This window comes from Aeromonas sp. QDB23 (assembly GCF_027707745.1).
Lineage (GTDB): Bacteria > Pseudomonadota > Gammaproteobacteria > Enterobacterales > Aeromonadaceae > Aeromonas > Aeromonas allosaccharophila.
In genome coordinates this window covers 111897-135676 of record NZ_JAPCJA010000001.1, presented here as the reverse complement: position 1 = coordinate 135676, position 23780 = coordinate 111897, and the positions used below count along the sequence as shown (strand labels likewise).

Below are 23780 nucleotides of genomic sequence, written 5' to 3'. Positions count from 1 at the left end.
CCATGTATGTAGTTGCTATCACAGGTGGTATCGGCAGCGGCAAAACCACTATTGCCAATCAGTTTGCCGCGCTGGGTATCGAGGTGGTGGATGCCGATGTGATCGCCCGCGAAGTGGTCGAGCCGGGCACCCCGGCCCTTGCCGCCATCGCCGACCAGTTTGGCCCGGATGTGATTGATCCGAGCGGTCAACTCGATCGTCGCGCCCTGCGCGAGCAGGTCTTCAGCGACCCACGGGCCAAAGAGTGGCTCAATGCCCTGCTCCACCCACTTATTCGCAGCGAAATGCTGCGCCAGTGTGCCGCAGCCCGCTCACCTTACTGCCTGCTGGTGGTGCCGCTGCTGGTGGAGAACAAACTCACCGGCCTCGCCAATCGGGTGCTGGTGATCGATGTGGATGAAGCCACCCAGATTGAGCGTACCTGCCGTCGGGATGGGGTATCGGCCGAGCAAGCCAAGGCCATCATCGCCGCCCAGGCGAGCCGGTCGGAGCGCCTTGCCGCGGCGGATGATGTCATCGAAAACCACAATGGCAGCGAAATGGCGATTAAAACGCGGATTTTGGCGCTGCACGAGACATATCTGGCAATTGCCTCTCAACAAGCCCGCCAAGTGTGAGTACACTAGGCCGGTTTATGGCTGGCCAGGATTAGGCATGATTTACGATTTCCCCCTCAATGAAAAAAGCCGGACCTATCTTCGTCTGGAGTCCCTGTTTTCCCAGATCCGCGACAATCTGGAGAGTGAACAATCCTGGGCACATATCGCCTTCTTCAAGGGGCTGTTCGATCTGCAGGAGTTGCTGGAGCGTGGTGACCTGCGCGCCGACCTCATCAAGGATCTGGAGCGTCTCGGCCAGCGTCTGAGCCACTGGGCCAGCCTGCCCGATGTCGATCTGGAGCAGATCAAGCAGATGCAGCAAGAGAGCAGCCAGCTCTCCCGCAACCTGCTCAACTCGCCACGCCCGGGTGCCCGCCTGAAAGAGGACCGCCTGCTCGGCTCGATCCGCCAGCGTTTCTCCATCCCCGGTGGCCTGTGTGCCTTCGATGTGCCACAGCTGCACCACTGGCTCGGAACCCCGGCCATCACCCGTCACCAGCAGATGCAGGGCTGGCTGAGCGACATCAACCTGCTGATGAATGCCATCACCCTGTTGCTGCGCCTGTGGCGCGAGTCAGGCAGTTTCAGTGAGCAGGTTGCCAGTAACGGTTTCTTCCAGGACACCGCCGAGAGCGCCGAGCTTATCCGCATCAAGCTGCCGGGCAACCTGTTCTGCTACCCGACCCTGAGCGGCCACAAGAACCGCTTCGCCCTGCGCTTTCTGCCCACCGCAGAACAGCCGATTGGCGATGTGACATTCCAGCTTGCCTGCTGTTAAGGAGACATCCTGATGGTCACCAAGGTCAAATGCCCGACTTGCCAAACCGAGCTGGAGTGGGGCCCGCAGAGTCCGTTTCGCCCCTTCTGCAGCAAGCGCTGCCAGCTGATCGATCTCGGCGAATGGGCCGATGAAGAGAAGCGCATCCCGGGGGAGATCAACCCGGATCTGCTGCCGGAGCCGGAAGAGGGCGATCAGTGGCTATAAGCCAGTGGTCACTCACCTCTTTAAAATGAAAAAGGGCCGACGGGCCCTTTTTTCATGCTTGTTGGTTGCTATCGGCTCACGCCAGCAGACCCTGTAGCCGCGCCACAATCGGGCCATTGGCATCGGGGAAGTGGTAGTTGTGCAGCTCTGCCACCGGCACCCACAGACACTCCTGCCCCTCCTTGCCGAACGGTTCGCCGCTGAAACGGGTCACCTTCCAGATATCCAGCAAGACCTGCTTCTCGGGGTAGTCGTGCTGCAACTCCATGAAGGGAGCACAATCTTGAACCCGGATACCGATCTCTTCCCACAGCTCCCGATCCAGCGCGGTGAGCAGATCCTCGCCCGACTCTACCTTGCCACCGGGAAACTCCCAGCGATCCCCCTGATGGCGATCGGAGGAGCGTCTGGCGATGAAGATATCGCCCCGTTCATTCTCGATGACGCCAACCGCCACCCAGATCCGCTTTTTCTGTTCCATCTTGTTACCTTTGCACTCTATGCCTGACCGGACCGCTCGATGCGCCCAACCTCCGGCTGGGTGAGCGGCCGATGATGCCTGATATCTGATAACCCTTGGTCAAGTAGCGCCACCACTGTGACTTTGCCACCCTCTGACAAAAACAAGGCGGGCACCGGGCCCGCCTTGTCATGGCATTGCGTCGATCAGGTCAACTGACCGTGGCAATGCTTGTACTTCTTGCCGGAACCGCACGGGCAGGGATCGTTGCGGCCGATCTTCTGCTCATCGCGCACGAAGGTGGTGTGACCCTCTTCGCCTGCGGCCTCTTCATCGGCCAGCTGGCTCTCTGCGGCGGCATGGGTGTAGGTACGTGGAGCGGCTTCCGCCTGCTGGCGCTGCTGCTCTTCCATCGCTTCCACATCGCGCTCCTGAACCTGAACACGGCTCAGGATGCTGACCACGTCGCGCTTGAGGGTTTCCAGCATCTGGGTGAACAGATCGAAGGATTCGCGCTTGTACTCCTGCTTGGGGTTCTTCTGGGCGTAACCGCGCAGATGGATGCCCTGACGCAGGTGATCCATGGCCGCCAGATGCTCTTTCCACAGACCATCCAGAGTTTGCAGCATCACCGCTTTCTCGAAGTTGCGCAGCACCTCTTTGCCAACCAGCTCTTCCTTGTGGGCATAGAGCTTGGTGGCTTCATCCAGAATGCGCTCGCGCAGCTTCTCTTCATACAGCTTGTCATCTTCCGCCAGCCACTGTTGCAGCGGCAGATCCAGCGCGAAGTCAGCCTTCAGGCGCGCTTCCAGACCCGGCACGTCCCACATCTCTTCCAGAGACTGGGGCGGGATGTACTCGTCGATCACTGCGCCGTACACATCGTCACGGATGACGTGAATGGTCTCGGAGATGTCGTTGGTATCCAGCAGCTCGTTGCGCTGCTCGTAGACCACCTTGCGCTGGTCGTTGGCAACGTCATCAAACTCCAGCAAGCTCTTGCGGATGTCGAAGTTGCGACCTTCCACCTTGCGCTGGGCGTTTTCGATCGCCTTGGTGACCCACGGGTGCTCGATGGCTTCGCCCTCTTCCATGCCCAGCTTCTTCATCATGCCGGTCACGCGGTCGGAGGCGAAGATCCGCATCAGGGTATCTTCCATGGAGAGGTAGAAACGGGAGGAGCCCGGGTCACCCTGACGACCGGAACGGCCGCGCAGCTGGTTGTCGATACGACGGGATTCGTGACGCTCGGTACCGATAATGTGCAGACCACCGGCGGCCAGCACTTCATCGTGACGCACCTGCCAGGCGGCTTTCAGCTCGGCAATCTGCTCGCTGGTCGGATTTTCCAGCTTGGCAATCTCTGCCTGCCAGTTGCCACCCAGCACGATGTCGGTACCACGACCGGCCATGTTGGTGGCGATGGTGACCGCACCAATCTGGCCAGCCTGAGCGACGATCTCAGCTTCCATGGCGTGGAACTTGGCGTTCAGCACCTTGTGCGGAATGTTCTCCTTGGTCAGGATGCCGGAGAGCAGCTCGGAGTTCTCGATGGAGACGGTACCCACCAGCACCGGCTGACCACGGGAAACACAACCACGGATATCTTCGACGATAGCGGCATACTTCTCGTTGGCGGTCAGGTAGACCAGATCGCCCATGTCCTTGCGCACCATCGGCTTGTTGGTCGGGATAACCACGGTGTCCAGGCCATAAATCTGCTGGAATTCAAAGGCTTCGGTATCTGCAGTACCGGTCATGCCCGCCAGCTTGTTGTAGAGACGGAAGTAGTTCTGGAAGGTGATGGATGCCAGCGTCTGGTTCTCGTTCTGGATCTTCACCCCTTCCTTCGCTTCAACAGCCTGATGCAGACCATCGGACCAGCGACGACCCGGCATGGTACGGCCGGTGTGCTCGTCGACGATGACGATCTCGTCTTTCTGGACGATGTAGTCCACGTTGCGCTCGAACAGGGTGTGAGCACGCAGACCCGCATTGACGTGGTGCAACAGGCTGATGTTGGAAGCGGAGAACAGCGAGTCGTTCTCATCCAGCAGCCCCTCTTTCTTGAGCAGCTCTTCCACGAAGATCTGGCCGTTTTCAGTCAGCAGTGCCTGACGGTTCTTCTCGTCCACCGTGTAGTGACCGTCGCCGGTGTACTCTTCGGTGTCTTCCTTGTCCTGCTTGACCAGCAGCGGGATCAGCTTGTTGACGCGAATATAGAGCTCTGAGCTATCTTCGGCCGGGCCGGAGATGATCAGCGGGGTACGGGCTTCATCGATAAGCACCGAGTCCACCTCATCCACCAGCGCGTAGTTGAGCGGACGTTGGACGCGCTGCTCCGGCGAGAACGCCATGTTGTCGCGCAGGTAGTCAAAACCGAATTCGTTGTTGGTACCGTAGGTGATGTCGGCAGCGTAGGCGTCACGCTTCTGGGACGCATCCATGCCGGGCACGTTGCAATCAACGGTCATGCCAAGGAAGGCGAACAGCGGACGGTTCGCTTCCGCATCACGCTTGGCCAGGTAGTCGTTCACCGTTACCACGTGCACACCACGGCCACTCAGTGCGTTCAGGTAAGCTGGCAGAGTTGCGGTCAGGGTTTTACCTTCACCGGTCTTCATTTCCGCGATGCGGTTGGAGTTCAGCACCATGCCGCCGATCAGCTGCACGTCGAAGTGACGCATGCCGAACACCCGCTTGGAGGCTTCACGCACGGTCGCAAACGCTTCCGGCAGCAGCTGCTCCAGGGTCTCACCCTGCTCGATACGCTGACGATATTCGGCCGTTTTGGCCTGCAACTCGGCATCGGACAGAGCCTCGAACTGCGGCTCCATGGCATTGATCTGTTTTACAATTTTGCGCAAAGCCTTGAGCGTTCTGTCGTTCCGGCTGCCGATAATCTTGGTAAGCAGTGTGCTAATCATGGGTACCAACTATTTCTGGTTATAAAAGCGTTCCGTCACTGGAACTGAAGAAAAAAACCTAACCCCGGCTGGCACTGAGAAAGCGTGCGGGGTTGACCTGACGACCGTCTTTCAACACTTCGTAATGCAGATGGACCCCGGTCGCACGACCGGTACGTCCCATCAAGGCAATCTTCTGACCCTGATCAACCAGGGTGCCCACCTCGACCAGCAACCTGGAGTTGTGGGCATAGCGGGTGACCAGGCCATTGCCGTGATTAATCTCCACCATATTGCCAAATTCCGGATGACGGCCCGCCCAGCTGACAATGCCGGGCCCGGTGGCCAGAATCGGGGTTCCGGGTTTGCCACGGAAATCGACCCCTTTGTGCATCTTGGCACGCCCGTTGAACGGGTCGACCCGTCCACCAAACCCGGACGAGACCCAAACTCGCTCCTGTTTGACTGGCGTGCCGGAAATAAAACCGGCATCGGTGATATGGTGATTCATGATGAAAGATTCAAGTACCGACAGCTGCTCTTCGCGGCTGCTGAGCTGCTGGCTGAGGTGTTTCATCGAGGCTTGCAGCTCGTTGAGGCTCACTTCCAGATCTTCATCATAAGAAGGGCCGCCCATCGGGGGCAGCTCTTTGAAATTGAACTCGTCGGGATCGAGATCGGCCTGCTCGGTCAATCGTTCACCGAGGGCATTGAGACGGCCAAGCTGGCCCTGCATGGTGCCCACCTGAGCAGCCAGCATTGCCAACTGTTCACGGGCTTCGTCGCCACTCTGGTCGACGGACTGTTGTTCGGCAACGGCAAGCGCCACTTCCAGCGCCTCCATTTTCTGGTGCCAGCTCTGCCAGAGCCAACCACCACCTAGAGCCAACAGGGAGAAGAGAATACCGCCGACCCAGGCCAGACGTTGTTTGGGCAGGTGCAACTTGCGTCGCTGCTTGCCGTGGAGGATCAGGGTAATGCTCATAGAACTAAGTCTGCTCGGTCAGGTGCGGCCAGGAGCCTGCACGGGAAATAAAACCGGGAGATAATCGGTATTAAAGGATGGAGTAAACAAATGACGGAACGTCGGTGCGGAGAGAGGACCGACGTTCCGTTGCACAGCTATCAGGCCAGAACCAGACCGTTATCGTAGTAAGCGATTGGCGCTTTGTCGCCCTCACCTTCGAAGGTCACCAGTTCCCAAGCCTCCTGCTCGGCCAGCAAGGCACGCAGCAGCTTGTTGTTCAGGGCATGTCCGGTCTTGTAGGCACGGAACTCACCGATGATGCTGCGGTTACACATATAGAGGTCACCGATCGCATCCAGCATCTTGTGCTTGACGAACTCGTCCTCATAACGCAAACCGTCTTCGTTCAGTACCCGATAGTCGTCCAGTACCACGGCGTTTTCCAGGCTTCCGCCCAGCGCCAGGTTCTGGGAACGCAGGTACTCGATATCACGCATGAACCCGAAGGTACGGGCACGGCTGATCTCTTTCACGAAGGAGGCACCGGAGAAGTCCAGTACACAACGCTGATTGCGCCCTTCAAAGACCGGATGCTGGAAATCGATTTCGAGATCCATCTTGAAGCCGTTGCGATAGGGGTGGAATTCCGCCCACTTGTCACCGTCTTCAACCCGGATGCTCTTCTTGATCCGCACAAACTGCTTCGCAGCATTCTGCTCACGGATCCCGACTTCCTGCAGCAGGTAGATAAAGGGATGCGCACTGCCGTCCATCACCGGGATCTCGGGCGCGTCAACCTCGACATAGAGGTTGTCGATCCCCATCCCGGCCAGCGCGGCAGAGAGGTGCTCAATGGTAGAGACCCGCACGCCGGCTTCGTTAACCAGAGCGGTACAGAGCACGGTATCGCGCACCTGATCGGCATTGGCTGGCAGCTCCACCACAGGATTCAGGTCGGTACGCAAGTAAACGATCCCTGTGTTCACAGGCGCCGGACGGAACGTCATGGTGACTTTCCGGCCCGAATGCAGGCCGACACCAGTCGCCTGTACACTCGTTTTCAAGGTTCTTTGTCTAATCATGGGTGTACCCTAAACAGCTTAAAATCCGGACCAGATGGTCGTTGGCAGGCCATCTTAGCACATTCCTTGAACAACAAACAAACAAGAGCCATAAGAGGCTTAGTCAGCTTGCTTGCGCAGGAACGCCGGAATATCCAGGTAATCCGGTTCGCGACGAGCTTGCGGCTCGGCGTTGACCACCTTGGCCGGGGCTTCGTCCATCACACGGCCTTGCATCATGTCGCTGACCAGCGGCTGACGTACCGGGCGCTCTTGCACCTGGCTGCTCTTGACCAGAGTGATGTCCGGCTTGCGCTCGGCACCGATACCGGTCGCAACCACGGTCACACGCAGTTCGTCGTGCATTTCCGGGTCGATTACGGTACCCACAACAACGGTAGCGTTCTCGGAAGCAAAGGCCTTGACCGCGTTACCCACGGTTTCGAACTCTTCGATGGTCATGTCCATACCGGCTGTGATGTTGACCAGGATGCCACGGGCACCGGCCAGATCCACGTCTTCCAGCAGCGGGCTGGAGATGGCTTTCTCGGCCGCTTCTTCGGCACGGTCATCACCGGAGGCGGAACCGGTACCCATCATGGCGGTCCCCATTTCACGCATCACGGTACGCACGTCCGCGAAGTCGACGTTGATCAAGCCCGGACGGGTGATCAGCTCGGCAATGCCCTGTACCGCGCCAAGCAGTACATCGTTGGCCGCCTTGAAGGCGTCCAGCAGGGAGATACCGCGACCCAGCACCTTCAGCAACTTGTCGTTGGGGATGGTGATCAGGGAGTCGACGTTTTTGGAGAGCTCTTCGATACCGTGCGCGGCGAAGCCCATCCGCTTCTTCCCTTCAAAGGAGAACGGCTTGGTGACCACGGCAACGGTCAGGATGCCCATCTCGCGCGCCACTTCGGCCACGATCGGCGCAGCACCGGTACCGGTACCACCGCCCATACCGGCAGCGATGAACACCATGTCGGAACCGGTCAGCAGCTCACGCAGCGCTTCGCGATCTTCCATGGCCGCATCACGACCCACTTCCGGATTGGCTCCGGCACCCAGACCCTTGGTGATGCCACCGCCGATCTGCAGGGTAGTGTTGGCGCTGGAGTTACGCAGTGCCTGGGCGTCGGTGTTGACGGTAATGAACTCAACACCCTCAATATTTTGACGAACCATGTGCTCGACAGCGTTACCGCCGCCGCCACCTACACCGATCACTTTAATGACGGCTTCGTCAGTGTGGCTATCCATAAATTCAAACATGTTGTCTCTCCGCTTTATTTGCCTGACTCAGCAAAATTCTTAGAACTCGCCACGCAGCCAGTTGCTAACCCGTTTGACCAGGCCACCGACGCTTGCCTTGGCGGCATATTCTTTGTTGCTACCTGTGGCTTGATGGGTGCGGCCATATTGCAGCAACCCGACCGCAGTCGAGTACACCGGTGCCTGCACGTAATCACTCAAACCACGTATGTTCATGGGCTCTCCCACCCGGACCTGGCTCTGGAAGATCTGCTCTGCACACTCCACAATGCCTTCAATCTGGGCAGCGCCGCCGGTCAAGACCACACCGGCTGCCAGCTGATGCTTGACCCCCTGCGCTTTCAACTCGCTCTGTACCCGCACCAGCTCATCATTCACCATGGAGAGCAACTCGGTGTAACGGGGCTCAATCACTTCAGCCAGTGTCTGCCGTTGCAGGCTGCGCGCCGGACGACCGCCGACACTGGGTACTTCAATATTGTCTTCCTTACTGACCAGACGGCCGAGGGCGCAACCGTAGCGCACCTTGATCGCTTCTGCGTCGAGCGGCGGCGTGCCGAAGGCGTAGGCGATATCGCTGGTCACCGTGCTGCCAGCGTACGGGATCACCTTGGTGTGGCGCAGGGCACCGCCGGTAAACAGCGACATGTCCATGGTACCGCCACCGATGTCCACTACGCAGACACCCAGCTCTTTCTCGTCTTCGGTCAACACGGCATAGCTGGAGGCCAGCGCGGAGAAGATCAGTTGATCCACCCGCAAGCCGACCTTCTCCACACATTTCTCAATGTTGCGGGCCATGTCGTTGTGGCAGGTGATCAGGTGAACCTTGGCCGCCATCCGCACACCGGAGAGGCCAACCGGATTCTTGATCCCTTCCTGATAATCGATGGCAAACTCCTGAGGCAGCACATGCAGCACCCGCAACTCGTCGGAGAGGCGAACCGACTTGGCGGTGTGGATCACGTTGTCCACATCCTCCTGGGTCACCTCTTCATCGGAGATGGGCACCATACCGGTCTCATTGCGGCAGTCAATATGCTTGCCGGACAAACCCAGATAAACCGAGCTGATCTGGCAGTCGGCCATCATCTCGGCCTCTTCCACCGCGCGGCGCAGTGACTTGACCACGGAGTCGAGGTCATTGACCCCGCCCTTCTCCATTCCGCGGGAAGCGTGACTGCCCATACCGATGACGTTGAGTTCACCGTCCGGCAATACTTCCCCGACCAGAACCGCCACCTTGGTTGTGCCGATATCCAGTCCGACAATCAAATTCCTATCTGCGGTGTTGGTCATGCACTTTCTCTTCGCTCTTCTTCCAGCCAACTGCCATTCCGGTGTCGTATCGAAGATCCACGTAGGCAACTTGCGCACGGGGTTCGATGACCGGGAAGGCATCGATAAACCGCTGCAACCGGAGCGCAATGTCATTGCGTCCCAGGAACAGCTTGATATTGCCATCCAGGGTCAGTTCCCAGGCATGGCGTGGGGTCAGATTCACCCCCAGCAACTTGTATCCCTTGGCAGCCAGTTGCGACTCGTACTGCCGACTCTCTTTCAACACCCGGGCGGCCTGGTCATCCGGCCCTGACAGCTGCAACAGCGGCGTCTTGACCCGATCCGGGGCACTGAATACCGTGCCCCTGGTGTTGACGAAGCGGTTGCCATTCCAGCGCGCCGCCACATCTTGTTCCGTGAGGTAGATCTTGATCTTGTTCGGCCACTTCTTTCGTACCGAGACCTGAGCTACCCATGGCAGGGCATTGAGCCGTGCCTGCAATTCGTTGACGTCCAATTCGAAGAAGTTGCGCAGCTCGGCGCCATCCAGCACGGCCATCCGCAGCTCTTCGGTTTGCAAATACTGGTGTTGCCCCTGCAGCAACAGCTCGCTCATGGGCAACCGGTTGGCATCTGTCAGCCAACCTTTAACGTCCAGCGCCGTCCGGTAGCAGCCCCATATCACCAGCAGGAAAAACACTACGCCTGCGATGAAGCCACCCTTGGTGCGCCCCTGTGCCCTTGCCTCCACCCGATCGTTCCCCGTGTAACGCGCTAATCCGGCCTTTTGACAGACCGGTTCGCCATTATATAGGCCCCGGCTTGGCGGTCAAAATACTCATTGGGCCCTCAGGCGCCAGATTTCATGCTATCTATGCTCAATTTCATATCTCCGAGACGACGGGCAAGCGCCCCGACGTTCCCGGCGCCTTGAGTCAGCACCAAATCCCCCTCGCCAATCAGGTCGGCCAGCACGGCTGGCACGTCATCTGGCGTGGCGACGAAGATGGGTTCAAGGTTGCCGCGCGAGCGAATGGAGCGGCACAGTGCTCGTCCATCTGCGCCCGGGATCGGTTCCTCACCGGCAGCATAAACCTCCAGCATCACCAGCACGTCTACCTTGGAGAGCACATCGGCGAAGTCCTCGTAGAGGTCGCGGGTGCGGGTATAACGGTGCGGCTGGAACACCATCACCAGACGCTTCTCGGGCCAACCGGCACGGGCGGCGTTGATGGTGACCTTCACTTCACTCGGGTGGTGACCGTAATCGTCCACCAGCATCGCCTTGCCGCGGCCGGTCTCAAACTCGCCATACTGCTGGAAGCGACGGCCGACCCCCTCAAATTTGGCCAGCGCACGGATGATGGCCTCATCGCTGACACCGTCCTCAGTCGCGACAGCTATCGCCGCTGCGGCATTCATTGCGTTGTGAATCCCCGGCAAATTGAGGGTGACCTGCAGTTCACCCGCCTCTTTGCGGCGAACCCGGAAACAGCTGTGGTTGGTGGTCTGGACAAAATCCAGCACCTGCACATCAGCATCGTCAGAGAGACCGTAGGTCAGGGTCGGGCGGGCAATCTCGGGCAACATGCCACGGATCACCGGATCATCGATGCAGACCACCGCCAGTCCGTAGAAGGGCAGATTGTGCAGAAACTCGATGAAGGTGGCCTTCAGCTTGGAGAAGTCACCGCCGTAGGTATCCATGTGATCCGCTTCGATGTTGGTCACGATAGAGACCATCGGCTGCAGATGCAGGAAAGAGGCGTCGCTCTCGTCCGCCTCGGCAATCAGATAGCGGCTGCTGCCCAGGCGGGCATTGGTGCCGGCGCTGTTAAGCAGGCCACCGATGACAAAGGTCGGGTCGCGGTCAGCTTCGGCATAGATGCTCGCCACCAGACTGGTGGTGGTGGTCTTGCCGTGGGTACCGGCGATGGCGATACCGTGACGGAAACGCATCAGCTCGGCCAGCATCTCGGCGCGGCGCACCACCGGGATCCGCAATTCGCGGGCGGCCAGCAGCTCAGGGTTGTCCTGCTTGATGGCGGTAGAGACCACCACCACGCTGGCACCCTCGACGTGTTCGGCACTGTGACCGACGAAGATGTGAGCGCCCAGTCCGGCCAACCGTTCGGTCACGGCGTTGCGAGCCAGATCAGAACCCGTTACCTGATACCCTTCGTTGGCAAGCACTTCGGCGATCCCGCCCATACCGGCACCACCGATGCCGATAAAGTGGATGCGACGCACGCGGCGCATTTCGGGGATCACAGTACGCAGTTTTGCCAGTTCAACCTTGGTCATAATCGTCTCTTTAGTCTGCCGCAGGCCATGTGCCGTCAAAGCGCTGCTGCACGGCGGCATCAATACATACAGGTACAAGGCTGCACGGTGTCACCGCTGCAACCTTGCTCATCAATCTTTACCACTCTGCCCGGTTGCGAGCTGTTTGCACTCATCGGCAACCCGCTCGGCCGCATCGGTAATGGCGACGCGACGAGCCGCTTTCGCCATGTTAAACAGGGTCTCCCTGCGACCAGCCAGCCAGGTCAGCCGCGCCGCCAGTGATGCAGTATTCAGCTCGGACTGGGGCAGAAACTCGGCCGCACCACCGTCGACCAGGGTCAGGGCGTTACGGGTCTGGTGATCATCCACCGCATGGGGCAGCGGCACGAAAATGGCAGCCACACCGGCGGCAGCCACTTCGGAAACGGTCAGGGCACCGGCACGGCAGACCACCAGGTCGGCCCAGGCGTAGGCACTGGCCATATCCTTGATAAATTCGCTCACCTCGGCATTGATGCCGTGCTGGGCATAGGCAGCAGACACAGTCTCTGCATTGCCCTTGCCACACTGGTGACGCACTTCAATGGGCACACCGGCAGCCGCCACCGCAGCAGGCACCTGCTCGTTGAGCACCCGGGCCCCCAGACTGCCACCGACGATCAGCAGATGCAGCGGCTCGGCTCCACTGCGCAGTTGCGGATCCGGCAGGGCGACCACTTCAGGACGCACCGGATTACCGACCACGGCGGTACGACGGCTCGGCGCGAAGGCGCCCGGAAATGCCATCAGCACCCGCCTGGCGATACGGGCCAGCAGCTTGTTGGTCATGCCTGCAGCGGCATTTTGCTCATGGAGCAACAACGGGATGCCGGAGAACCAGGCCGCCACGCCACCCGGGCCAGAGGCAAAACCGCCCATGCCGAGCACCACGTCAGGGCGAACGGTCTTGAGCACCTGACGCGCCTGCAGAATCGATTTGACGATGCGATAGGGCGCCACCAGCAGTCGCTTGATGCCGTTGCCACGCACCCCCTGAATATCGATGAAGGAGATGGGATAACCGTGGGCGGGCACCAGCTCCGCCTCCATCCGGTCGGCAGTGCCGAGCCAGTGGACAGTCCAGCCCTGGGCCTTCAGGCGATCGGCCACGGCCAGACCGGGGAACACATGCCCACCGGTACCACCTGCCATCACCAACAGAGTCTTGCTCACTAAACCTCCCGCACGCGCGCCTGGGCTGTCGCCTGACGCAACTCAAAATCGATTCGAATCAACATGCTCACCGCCACCGCCATGATGATGAGACTGGAACCACCGTAACTGACCAGCGGCAGGGTCAAGCCCTTGGTCGGCATCATGCCGCTGGCCGCGCCAACGTTGACGAAGGTCTGGAAGCTGAACCAGATGCCGATGCCGATGGCCAGATAGCCGTCATAGAGCCGCTCTGCCACCAGCGCGCGATGCCCCAGCTTGAGCGCCTTGATCGCCAGCGCAAAAATCAGGAACAGGGCGCCCAGCACCCCGACGTACCCCAGCTCTTCACCGAGGATCGCAAACACGAAGTCGGTGTGCGCTTCCGGCAGGTACTCCATCTTCTGGATGGAGTTGCCAAGCCCTTCGCCAAACCAGCTGCCACGGCCAAACGCCATCAGCGACTGGGTCAACTGGTAGCCGCTGCCGAACGGATCGGCCCAGGGATCCATAAAGGAGGTCACCCGCCGCATCCGGTAGGGCTCGACGATGATCAGCATCACCACCGAGCCGAGGCCCGCGCCGATCAGGGTCAAAAACTGTCCCAGTCGGGCACCGGCCAGAAACAGCATGCCAAACGAGGTAACAAACATCACCACGGTGGAACCCAGGTCCGGCTGCAACAGCAGCAAGACCGCCAGCACCCCGAACACCGCCAGCGGTTTCAAGAAGCCGATCCAGGCTTCACGTACTTCGCTCTGGCGCCGCACCAGATAGCCGGCCAGATAGACAAACAGCGCCAGCTTGCCAAACTCGGCAGGCTGCAGGTTGAAGGGGCCGAGCGGCAACCAGCGCACCGCACCGTTAACGTTGCGCCCCACCAGCAGCACCAGCACCAGCATCAAGATCGCCAGCAGCAACATGGGGCCGTTGTGCTGTTGCCAGCGCGCCATCGGCACCTGCAACACAAACCAGGAGATACCGAGCGCCATCACCAGAAACAGGGCGTGACGCTTCACGAACATGAAGGGGTCATCCCCCAGCGCAATCCCCTCGGGGATCGACGCCGAGGCCACGATGACCACCCCGACCGCCATCAGGGAGAGCGCCAGCAGTACCAGCTGCCGATCGTAGAGACCGGCAGGACGCGCCGGTAACAACCAGCGCTGGAACAGACCTGCTGCCGCGCGAAGGGCGTTCATAGCGCCAGCACCATCTCGGTGAAACGATCGCCACGCACCTCGAACGACTTGAACTGATCGAGGCTGGCACAGGCTGGCGCCAGCAGCACCCAGTCACCGGGCCGGGCATCGGCTGCCGCCTTGGCGACCGCAGCGGCCAAGTCGGCCACCCGTTCGGTCTGCTCGCCCAGTGCCAACAGCACCTCGGCATCCTGACCGAAGCAGTACATGTGATCGATCTGGTTGCCCAGCAGCGCCTGGATCGGGCCAAAATCCTGCCCCTTGCCCTGACCACCGGCCAGCAGCAACAGGCGCCCCTTGACCGACTCGCGCACACCGGCAACGGCAGCCAGCGTGGCTCCCACGTTGGTGGCCTTGGAGTCGTTGATCCAGCGCACCCCGTTCACCTCGCGCACGAAGCGGGCACGATGGGGCAAGCCCTCGAAGCGGCGCAGCACGGTGAGCTGGGCTGCACGGGGAATGCCAACTGCATCGCACAGCGCCATGGCGGCCAGCGCATTGGCCTGATTGTGGGCGCCGACGATCTTCATCTCGTCCACCGCCAGCAGCGGTTCGCCGTGCAGGGTCAGCCAGTAGCGGCCATCCAGCAGGCAACGGCCATAGCCATTGCAGTCGAGACCGAAGCTCTGCCACACCTGACCCACATCCGGCAGGGTCTGGGCATCGTCGCGATTGACCAGAATGTGTTTGGAGTGCTGATGGATCTCCATCTTGGCGGCGCGATAGTCGGCCATGCCCTGATAGCGATCCATATGATCCTCACTGAGGTTTAACACCACGGACGCGGCAGCACGCAGGCTGTAGGTGGTCTCGAGCTGGAAGCTGGAGAGCTCCAGCACGCAGAGATCCATCGGCTGCTTGAGCAGCTCCAGCGCCGGGATGCCTATATTGCCACCCACACCGACCTTGAGGCCCGCCTCGGCAATCATCTCGCCCACCAGGGTAGTGACGGTGCTCTTGCCGTTGGAGCCGGTGATGGCGATGACCGGGGTCTGGGTCTCGCGGACAAACAGCTCGATATCCCCGATGATCTGCACGCCACGCTCGGCGGCGGCTTTCAGTTCGGGGGTCGCCAGCGCGATACCCGGGCTCGCGACGATCATGTGCGCCTGCTTGAGCAGCGCCTCGTCGAGCCCATGGATCAACTCCACTTCCGGCGGCAGTTGATCCTTGCCGGGCGGGTTGGCGCGGGTATCCATCACCAGTGGCGTGACGCCACGGCCGAGGAAGTAATCGACACAGGAGAGTCCGGTTTTGCCCAATCCGATGATGATGACCATGGTCTTACCTCACCTTCAGGGTGGCAAGACCCAGCAGCACCAGCACGAGGGTGATGATCCAGAAGCGCACGATAACGCGCGGCTCCGGCCAGCCCTTTTTCTCGTAGTGGTGATGGATCGGCGCCATGCGGAAGATCCGCACGCCGCGCAGCTTGTATGAACCCACCTGCAGGATCACCGAGACGGTCTCCATCACGAAGACGCCGCCCATGATCACCAGCAGGAACTCCTGACGAACCAGCACGGCGATGGTGCCGAGCGCGCCGCCCAGCGCCAGGGAACCGACGTCCCCCATGAAGACCTGCGCCGGATAGGTGTTGAACCAGAGGAAACCCAGACCCGCCCCGACGATGGCAGTACAGACGATCACCAGCTCGGAGGTATAGGGCACGTAGGGAATATGCAGGTAGTTGGCAAAGTTGACGTTACCGGTGGCCCAGGCGATCAGGGCAAAGCCCCCCGCCACCATCACAGTCGGCATGATGGCCAGACCGTCGAGACCGTCGGTCAGGTTGACCGCGTTGGAGGTACCGACGATGACAAAGTAGGTCAGCACGATAAACATCAGGCCAAGCTGCGGCATCACATCCTTGAGGAAAGGCACCACCAGCTGGGTCTGACCCTCATGGGTCGCGGTCGCATAGAGGAATACCGCCACCGCCAGCGCTACCGCGGATTGCCAGAAGTACTTCCAGCGCGCGATCAGGCCGTCGGTATTCTTGCGCACCACCTTCAGGTAGTCGTCGGCAAAGCCGATGGCGCCGTAGGCACCCAGTACGAACAGCACCAGCCAGACATAGGGGTTGTCGAGGCGGCACCAGAGCAGCACAGACGTGAAAATCGCCGCAATGATCATCAGGCCACCCATGGTCGGGGTACCCCGCTTGCTGAGGTGGGACTCGGGACCGTCGTTGCGGATCACCTGACCGAATTTCAGGATCTGCAGGCGGCGAATGAGGCGCGGCCCCATCCAGAGCGCAACCCCCAGTCCGGTGATGATCGACAGGATGGCGCGAAACGTCAGGTAGGAGAAGACGTTGAAGAAGGTGAAGTGCGGGGTGAGCAGTTCAGCCAGCCAGACTAGCATGTGGCTGACTCCTGATGGCCTTTGACCATCTCGACGATATCTTCCATACGGGAGCCACGGGCGCCCTTGACCAGAATCGAAATTTCCTGATGTGTATTTATCATTTGCGCAAGCACTTCAAACAACGATGCCTTGTTATCGAAATGTCGGCCCGCCGCGGCATCTGCGGTGTGACGACTCTGTTCCCCCACTGTCAGCACGGCATCCAGGCCGCGCTCGCGGGCATGACGGCCAACCCGGGCGTGTTGCTCGGCAGACTCCTCACCCAGTTCCCGCATATCACCGAACACCAGTACCTTGAAGCCGCCCATGGCGGTCAGGGTATCGATGCCCGCCAGCACGGATTCCACGCTGGCATTGTAGGTATCATCCACCAGGGTCAGACCGCCCCAGCGCTGCACGCAGAAACGCCCCTTGACCGGTGCCATCTGCTCCAGCCCCGCCTTGACACAGGCGAGGGATGCACCAAGGGCCAGACAGCCCGCGGCGGCAGCCAGCGCGTTGGCCACGTTGTGGCGACCCGGGATCGCCAGAGTCAGGCTCAGTTCGCCCTGCGGGGTCACCATCTCGAACTCGGCGCAGCCTTGCTCGTTAAGCACCATGTCGCGCGCGTGGAACGGCTGGCTCTGATCTTCGATGGAGAAAGCGCACTGAATGCCGCGCTCCCGCCACTTCGGCCAGAATTCGTTGTCGGCATTGACGATGGCGGTGCCACCCTCGCTCAACCCCTCAAAAATTTCGCTCTTGGCGTGGAACACCCCTTCCAGCGAGCCGAAGCCCTCCAGATGGGCCGCCGCCACGTTGTTGATGATGGCGGCATCGGGTTTGGCCAGTGAAGTAGTCCAGGCGATTTCGCCCGGATGGTTGGCACCGAGCTCCATCACCGCAAACTTGTGCTGCGGTTCGAGGCGCAGCAGGGTGAGCGGCACGCCCACCTCGTTGTTGAAGTTGCCAGCGGTGGCCAGCACCTCCCCTTCGTGGCGCAGGATGGCGGTCGCCATCTCCTTTACCGTGGTCTTGCCGCAGCTGCCGGTAATGGCCAGCACTTTCGGGTTGATGCGCTCGCGCACCAGCTTGCCGAGTCGGCCCAGCCCCTTGAGGCTGTCGGCCACCACCAGCTGGGGGATAGCCAGCGGCAGTTCACGCTCTACCAGCAGGGCAGAGGCCCCTGCCTGAACGGCCTGCTCGCAAAAATCGTGGGCATCGAAGCGCTCGCCGCGCAGGGCAACGAACAGGGCACCCGCGCCCAAAGTGCGGGTGTCGGTACTGACGACGGTGATCTCGCCATCGTCACCAATCAGACGGGCATCGAGTACCTGCGCCAGATCGGCAAGCCTGAGGGTCATCATTTGAATGACTCCAATAATGTGTGCAAGGCGGCCGCGACGGTTTCCCGGTCGCTGTAGTGCCGCTTGTCGGTTCCAATGATCTGATAATCCTCGTGACCCTTACCGGCCACCAGGATGATGTCCTGTTTGCTCGCCTGACCGATGGCCAGCGCAATCGCCTTGACCCGGTCGTGCTCCACCTGCACCGCAGCAGGATCGCGAAGGCCCGCCACCATGTCGGCCATGATCCGGGCCGGCTCCTCGGTACGGGGATTGTCGTCGGTCAGGATCACGCGATCCGCATACTGCTCGGCCATCGCTGCCATCATGGGGCGCTTGCCGCGATCGCGGTCGCCACCACAGCCAATCAGGCACCAGAGCTGGCCGGTGCAGTGCACCCGCAGAGCCTGCAATGCCTTCTCCAGCGCATCCGGGGTGTGGGCGTAATCGACCACCGCCAGCGGCGTATCACCACCGCCGAAACACTCCATGCGACCGGTCACCGGCTGCAATTGAGGCGCTGTCGCCAACAGCTCGTGGAAGTCGTAACCGAGCACCAGCATCACGCCCATCGCTGCCAGCACATTGCTGACGTTGAAGCGCCCAAGCAAGGGGGCGGATAATACACCATTCCCCCAGCTGGAGTTAATCTGCGCGCGAAAACCTTGCTGGTGAAAATCGAGCTGCTGCGCCGTTAGCTGACGGCCAGAATGGTGTTCAATCGGGCCATCCACACTGAAGGCCACCGCTGCCGGGTATTTTTCTAGCCACTTGGCACCCAACTCGTCATCACGGTTGATCACCGCATTCGACTCATCGACCAGCTGCAACAGCTGCTCCTTGGCCGCGCCATAGGCTTCCATGGTGCCGTGATAGTCGAGGTGATCCCGGCTCAGGTTGGTGAAGACAGCGGCGGCAAACGGCAGCGCGGCGACACGGTGCTGCACCAGACCATGGCTGGAGACCTCCATCGCCACCAGATCCGCGCCCTGAACTTGCAGCGCAGCCAGATTGGCTTGCACCTGCACGGCGCTACCGGTGGTGTTTTCCGCTTCGATCAGATTGCCAAACAGGCCGTTGCCGATGGTGCCCATCACGCCCGCTTTGCCACCCAGCAGGGTGCGCCAGTTGGCGACCAGCAACGCGGTAGTGCTCTTGCCGTTGGTGCCGGTGATCCCGACCAGAGCCAGTTTTTTTGCTGGCTGGTCGTAGAAATAGCCGGAGAGCGCAGAGAGGTGAACGGGCAGATCCCGCATCCCGATACAGGGAACGGAAACCGCTGGCGCGATAAATTCACCATCCTCCTCAAACACAACAGCGGTCGCTCCCTGAGCCACCGCCTGTTCGATAAACCGTCTGCCATCCACCTGATGACCACGAATGGCCACGAAGAGCGAGCCGGGGCCGACCCGCCGACTATCCAGCTGGATATCGGTCAGGGTGAGCGCCGGCGCCTGGATGCCGAAGGGGCGCAGTAATGCATCAAGTGCGCGGGACAAGAGAAGCCTCCGTACGGGCAAGTTTGGTGGGTACCGCTGGCGGCACCGCATCGGGACGAATATTGAAGAGCTGCAGCACCCCGCCCATGGCCTCTGCAAACGGTGGGGTCGCCACGGCGCCGCCATAATAGGCGCTGCCTTTTGGCTCGTTGATCACCACCACCATAACGAAACGGGGATCACTGGCGGGCGCGAAACCGGCAAACCAAGCCATGTAATCCTTGCCGTAGCCACCGGCGACGGCGACCTTGGCGGTACCACTCTTGCCGCCGACCCGATAGCCCGGGATCTTGGCTTTTGGAATGGCGTTGTCGACCACGTACTCCAGCGCCTGCAACATGGCAGAGGCGTTGTTGTGGTCGATCACCTGCTCACCCTTGGGCGGCGTAGTCACCTTGACGATGGAGAGCGGCACCCGTTTGCCCTTGTTGGCCAGGGTGGCGTAGGCGGAAGCCAGCTGCAGCGGAGTGACCCGCAGGCCATAACCGAACGAGAGGGTCGCCCGTTCGATATCGGACCAGCGACGGCGCTGGGGCAGCATGCCGCTGCTCTCACCCATCAGCCCGCTGCCGGTATCCATGCCGAAACCGAACATGCTGAGGGTGTTGATCATCTCCTGCGCCGGCATCCGCAGCGCGATGCGCGACATACCGATGTTGGAGGAGTAGCGCAGGATGTCGTAGAGGTTGGTCGCCTTGTGGATACTGACGTCCTTGATCTGCTTGGCCCCGATAAAGAGCGGCCCGCCCTGGATGGTGTCTTTCCAGCTGGTCACACCAGCTTGCAAGGCACTGAGCAAAATCAATGGTTTGATGGTAGAACCCGGCTCGTAGGTATCGGTCACCACCCGGTTGCGCACCCGGAAGCTCTGGTACTGGCCGCGGTTGTTCGGGTTGTAGGAGGGGGTGTTGACCATCGCCAGCACTTCACCGGTCTTGATATCCAGCATCACCATGGAGCCGGAGGTCGCCTTGTTCTCGTCGGTTGCCCGCTTGAGCGCACGGTAGGCCAGTGCCTGCACCCGCTGATCGATACTGAGCTGCAGATCGTTGGCGTTCTTGCCCTCTTTAACGAGGCCAAGCCGCTCGATGACCCGCCCCTGACGATCCTTGCGCACCCGCATCTCGCCGGGTGTGGCTGTCAGCCACTCGTTGTAGCTGCGCTCAATCCCTTCAATACCGCTGCCATCGATGTTGGTCACCCCCACCAGATGGGCACTGATCTCGCCGGTCGGATAGAAGCGGCGCGCTTCGGGACGCAGGTAAATGCCACCCAGCTTGAGCCCCTTGATATATTCCGCCACGGCAGGGGTCACCTGACGCTGAAGATAGACGAAGCGCTTGCTGGGGTTGGCGATGCGATGCTTGAGGGTATTGATATCGAGCTTGAGCACAGCGGAGAGCGCCAGCCAGGCTCGCTCATTATTGATGGCGCCGGATTCGTGGACGGTCTTGGGATCGGCCCAGACCGCTTCGACCGGCACCGAGACCGCCAGCTGCTCGCCGTTGCGATCGGTGATCATACCGCGCACCGCCTGGGTGGAGGTGGTTCGCAGGGAGCGCATGTCCCCCTCCTGACGCAGACGATCCGGATTGATCACCTGGATCCAGGCCAGACGCAGGATCAGACCCACAAACGCGATGCCGATAAACACCGCAAGCGTGCGAAAGCGCCACGGATAGATCGATGGCGCTTTGACAGTCGCTTTGGCAGCTTTGGCTGTAGCCTTGCGTTTCATGGTTGGGTAATTACCTTCTCGGTGGTCACCAGCGGACGACCCATCTGCAACTTGTCCATCGCCAGACTCGCCACCCGGGAATGTTCAGCCAGGGTGCCCTGCTCCAGCAGCAGGTGGCGCCATTCGATATTGAGGCGATCCTCTTCTGCCATCAGATCGTTCTGCTGGGCCGTCAGACCGCGGGTCATGTTGGTCACCAGGATCACGGCAAACGCGGTCACCAGCACGGCGACCGACAGAAAAATCTGCAGCTTGTGCCGCCAGAGATCGGCAACAATCTCCTTGGCCAGATGAACACGCACTTCGCTCATCGCTTACTCCGCCAGCCGCTCGGCAACGCGCAGCACCGAGCTACGTGACCGACTGTTTTCAGATACTTCATGATCAGAAGGCTTGAGCGCCTTGCCGACCGACTTCAATTTGCGACCGCCAGCGAGCTGGGCTTCGGTCAGCGGAATGCCGTAAGGCACTTCCGGCCCCTTCTCGTGCTTGCGGATGAAATGCTTCACCAATCTGTCTTCCAGCGAATGGAAGCTGATCACCGACAGACGGCCATGCGGTGCCAACACTTCCAGCGCACCGTTGAGCGCGGTTTCGATCTCGTCCAGCTCGCTGTTGATATAGATGCGAATGGCCTGGAAGCTGCGGGTTGCCGCATGCTTGCCCTTCTCCTTGCTCGGATTGACCCGGGCAATCATCTCCGCCAGTTGACGGGTACGCACATAAGGCTCGGTCACGCGGTCGTGCACAATGGCGCGGGCGATCTTCTTGGCAAAACGCTCCTCACCGAAGGTCTTCAGCACCCAGGCGATGTCATCCACATCGGCCTTGGCCAGCCACTCGGCGGCGCTCTGGCCGGAAGTGGGATCCATCCGCATATCGAGCGGACCATCTTTCATAAAGCTGAAGCCGCGCTCGGCATCATCCAGTTGGGGTGAAGAGACCCCCAGATCCAGCAGGAAGCCATCCACCTTGCCCAGTAAACCGCGCTCATCCAGATAGGAAGCGATGCCGGAGAAGGGACCATGCACGATTTCGAAACGGGGATCCTGGATCTTGGCCGCTTCGGCGATCGCCTGGGGATCGCGGTCGATGGCGATCAGGCGGCCATTGGGGCCAAGGTGCTGCAGGATCAGACGAGAATGACCACCACGGCCAAAAGTACCGTCGACGTAGACACCGTCCGGCTTGATGGCCAGACCTTCAACGGCTTCGTGCAGCAGCACTGTGATGTGTTCAGCGGCTTGGGTCATTTATAAAGAGAAATCCTGTAGTCGTGGTGAGCTTGCCCAATCGTCCCCGGGCAGACCCAAGATGTCGTCATTGACCTGTTGTTGCCAGCGGGCTTCATCCCACAACTCAAACTTGTTGAGCTGGCCCACCAGCATGATTTTCTTGTCCAGCCCCGCATGGTTGCGCAGTGGCTGACTGAGCAGCAGACGGCCATTGCCATCCAGCTCGCATTCGGTTGCATGTCCCAACAGCAGTCGCTGCAAACGGCGCTCTTGCGGATTGATGCTGGAGAGGGTCTTGAGCTTGCGCTCGACCTCTTCCCATTCATTCAGGGGATAAAGCAGCAGACAGGGATGGGCAATATCGATGGTGCAGACCAGCTGACCGTCGCTTTCATCGCGCAGCCAATCACGGAATTTGGTCGGAATAGCCAGCCGCCCTTTACTGTCCAGGCTGATGGCATGAGCGCCACGCAACAAATTGCAGTCCCTGAAGGTGAGTGAGCAGGCAGATTGCCCCTCTAAAAACCACTTTGATCCACTTTTCCCCACGTTGAAGTTTAAGGACGTGCAGGGGGCTTTTCAAGCAAGGAGATGGGACAGAGGGAACATATTGACGCAGCATTTGCATACCGCGGATTGAGTGGGTTGATTTTCCACAAGTTATTTGGCGTTAAACTCTGGTGATTAATTGAAATAAGTGAATGAACTGAGAACAGACACAATATGCGGGTGCGAACAGCCACCCGGTGTCCTATCACTATCTATCGCTGCCATTGCGCTAAATACGAGACTATTCGACTGATTTAAAACATATAATTTCATTCAACATGGCGAGACAAAAAATATCCGACCAACGAAGCCATATTTTCTCATGCATAAAAAAGAGCCCCGCGATAAATCGCAGGGCTCTTCGGAATGAGGTCGGAGTCGGCCTGTAAGCCGGGTTCTGTACCGGGTTGCCCCGGGTAGCAATCATTCCTCTAGGCCAGCAATCGCTCGCTGGCTCAAGCAACCTACCCGCCCCCAACGCGGGCCGCGCCAATAGGGGCCTATTTGGTCTTGCTTCGGGTGGAGTTTACCGTGCCACGAACTGTTGCCAGTCGCGCGGTGCGCTCTTACCGCACCCTTTCACCCTTACCTGATCCCTTGCGGGCCATCGGCGGTCTGCTCTCTGTTGCACTGGTCGTAGGCTCACGCCCCCCAGGCGTTACCTGGCACCCTGCCCTATGAAGCCCGGACTTTCCTCCCCTCCGCCCGTCTGTCCCGAGGGACACAACGACGAAGCAGCGATTGCCCAGCCAACTCCGAGGCGCGGATTATAGCCTTGCGATACGCACGGGGTAAACCGGCAATTCCCGTTTACAGCCATTTATCGCGCTTTGACCCCCGTTTACAGGCTGAAT

Annotated in this window: 21 protein-coding genes and 1 other RNA gene; 3 read left to right on the top strand and 19 right to left on the bottom strand. The window is 60.1% G+C overall.

What is annotated here, in order from left to right; translation table 11 throughout:
- Positions 1-2: 2 nt before the first annotated feature.
- Genes coaE through yacG form a run of 3 tightly spaced genes read left to right on the top strand, consistent with a single transcriptional unit; the run spans position 3 to position 1584 of the window.
- Positions 3-617, top strand: a complete 615-nt coding sequence (coaE, locus tag PG888_RS00650) for a dephospho-CoA kinase (protein ID WP_270692510.1) — start codon at positions 3-5, stop codon at positions 615-617.
- A 37-nt stretch (positions 618-654) separates the two neighbouring features.
- Entirely contained in the window at positions 655-1377 is a 723-nt protein-coding gene (gene zapD / locus PG888_RS00645) for a cell division protein ZapD (RefSeq protein ID WP_042058692.1), read from the top strand.
- A 12-nt stretch (positions 1378-1389) separates the two neighbouring features.
- Positions 1390-1584, top strand: a complete 195-nt coding sequence (gene yacG / locus PG888_RS00640; protein ID WP_033138127.1) for a DNA gyrase inhibitor YacG — start codon at positions 1390-1392, stop codon at positions 1582-1584.
- A gap of 76 nt (positions 1585-1660) precedes the next feature.
- On the opposite strand, the gene mutT is transcribed toward yacG, so the two are convergent.
- The 19 genes from mutT to rnpB form a co-directional block, all read right to left on the bottom strand.
- Complete coding sequence (gene mutT, locus PG888_RS00635; RefSeq protein WP_270692511.1) at positions 1661-2065, bottom strand: 8-oxo-dGTP diphosphatase MutT; 405 nt, start codon at positions 2063-2065, stop codon at positions 1661-1663.
- Between the two features lie 185 nt (positions 2066-2250).
- On the bottom strand, positions 2251-4971 hold the full coding sequence (secA, locus tag PG888_RS00630; protein ID WP_042655678.1) for a preprotein translocase subunit SecA: 2721 nt from the start codon (positions 4969-4971) through the stop codon (positions 2251-2253).
- Between the two features lie 58 nt (positions 4972-5029).
- On the bottom strand, positions 5030-5935 hold the full coding sequence (locus PG888_RS00625) for a M23 family metallopeptidase (protein WP_042058684.1): 906 nt from the start codon (positions 5933-5935) through the stop codon (positions 5030-5032).
- Positions 5936-6075: 140 nt separating this feature from the next.
- Positions 6076-6999 carry a UDP-3-O-acyl-N-acetylglucosamine deacetylase gene (gene lpxC / locus PG888_RS00620; RefSeq protein ID WP_005336146.1) on the bottom strand — a complete coding sequence of 308 codons (924 nt, stop codon included), beginning with the start codon at positions 6997-6999 and terminating at the stop codon, positions 6076-6078.
- Between the two features lie 99 nt (positions 7000-7098).
- Positions 7099-8250 (bottom strand): cell division protein FtsZ, encoded by a 1152-nt coding sequence (ftsZ, locus tag PG888_RS00615; protein ID WP_005336147.1) that lies wholly within the window; start codon positions 8248-8250, stop codon positions 7099-7101.
- Positions 8251-8289: 39 nt separating this feature from the next.
- Entirely contained in the window at positions 8290-9549 is a 1260-nt protein-coding gene (ftsA, locus tag PG888_RS00610) for a cell division protein FtsA (RefSeq protein WP_005336148.1), read from the bottom strand.
- Entirely contained in the window at positions 9530-10282 is a 753-nt protein-coding gene (locus tag PG888_RS00605; RefSeq protein WP_042655677.1) for a cell division protein FtsQ/DivIB, read from the bottom strand. The genes ftsA and PG888_RS00605 overlap by 20 nt, the downstream gene beginning before the upstream one ends.
- Positions 10283-10380: 98 nt before the next feature.
- Positions 10381-11835: a UDP-N-acetylmuramate--L-alanine ligase gene (murC, locus tag PG888_RS00600; RefSeq protein WP_270692513.1), complete on the bottom strand. Its 1455-nt coding sequence runs from the start codon at positions 11833-11835 to the stop codon at positions 10381-10383.
- Positions 11836-11946: 111 nt separating this feature from the next.
- Positions 11947-13029: an undecaprenyldiphospho-muramoylpentapeptide beta-N-acetylglucosaminyltransferase gene (gene murG / locus PG888_RS00595; protein WP_139406676.1), complete on the bottom strand. Its 1083-nt coding sequence runs from the start codon at positions 13027-13029 to the stop codon at positions 11947-11949.
- A complete protein-coding gene (gene ftsW / locus PG888_RS00590) occupies positions 13029-14210 on the bottom strand; it encodes a cell division protein FtsW (protein ID WP_042058675.1) in 1182 nt (393 codons plus the stop codon). The genes murG and ftsW overlap by 1 nt, the downstream gene beginning before the upstream one ends.
- Positions 14207-15490: a UDP-N-acetylmuramoyl-L-alanine--D-glutamate ligase gene (gene murD, locus PG888_RS00585; protein ID WP_139406675.1), complete on the bottom strand. Its 1284-nt coding sequence runs from the start codon at positions 15488-15490 to the stop codon at positions 14207-14209. Before murD ends, ftsW begins: the two co-directional genes overlap by 4 nt.
- Before the next feature lie 4 nt (positions 15491-15494).
- A complete protein-coding gene (gene mraY, locus PG888_RS00580) occupies positions 15495-16577 on the bottom strand; it encodes a phospho-N-acetylmuramoyl-pentapeptide-transferase (protein ID WP_005355120.1) in 1083 nt (360 codons plus the stop codon).
- Positions 16571-17926, bottom strand: a complete 1356-nt coding sequence (locus PG888_RS00575; protein WP_270692514.1) for a UDP-N-acetylmuramoyl-tripeptide--D-alanyl-D-alanine ligase — start codon at positions 17924-17926, stop codon at positions 16571-16573. Before PG888_RS00575 ends, mraY begins: the two co-directional genes overlap by 7 nt.
- Entirely contained in the window at positions 17923-19455 is a 1533-nt protein-coding gene (gene murE, locus PG888_RS00570) for a UDP-N-acetylmuramoyl-L-alanyl-D-glutamate--2,6-diaminopimelate ligase (protein WP_270692515.1), read from the bottom strand. Before murE ends, PG888_RS00575 begins: the two co-directional genes overlap by 4 nt.
- Positions 19388-21142 (bottom strand): penicillin-binding transpeptidase domain-containing protein, encoded by a 1755-nt coding sequence (locus tag PG888_RS00565; RefSeq protein WP_042058666.1) that lies wholly within the window; start codon positions 21140-21142, stop codon positions 19388-19390. The genes murE and PG888_RS00565 overlap by 68 nt, the downstream gene beginning before the upstream one ends.
- Complete coding sequence (gene ftsL, locus PG888_RS00560; protein WP_042058665.1) at positions 21139-21453, bottom strand: cell division protein FtsL; 315 nt, start codon at positions 21451-21453, stop codon at positions 21139-21141. Before ftsL ends, PG888_RS00565 begins: the two co-directional genes overlap by 4 nt.
- A gap of 3 nt (positions 21454-21456) precedes the next feature.
- On the bottom strand, positions 21457-22395 hold the full coding sequence (gene rsmH, locus PG888_RS00555) for a 16S rRNA (cytosine(1402)-N(4))-methyltransferase RsmH (RefSeq protein ID WP_005336168.1): 939 nt from the start codon (positions 22393-22395) through the stop codon (positions 21457-21459).
- Positions 22396-22854 carry a division/cell wall cluster transcriptional repressor MraZ gene (mraZ, locus tag PG888_RS00550; protein ID WP_139709664.1) on the bottom strand — a complete coding sequence of 153 codons (459 nt, stop codon included), beginning with the start codon at positions 22852-22854 and terminating at the stop codon, positions 22396-22398. It abuts the gene before it with no gap.
- 442 nt (positions 22855-23296) lie between these two features.
- Positions 23297-23683, bottom strand: an RNA gene (gene rnpB / locus PG888_RS00545) — RNase P RNA component class A.
- Positions 23684-23780 lie beyond the last annotated feature (97 nt).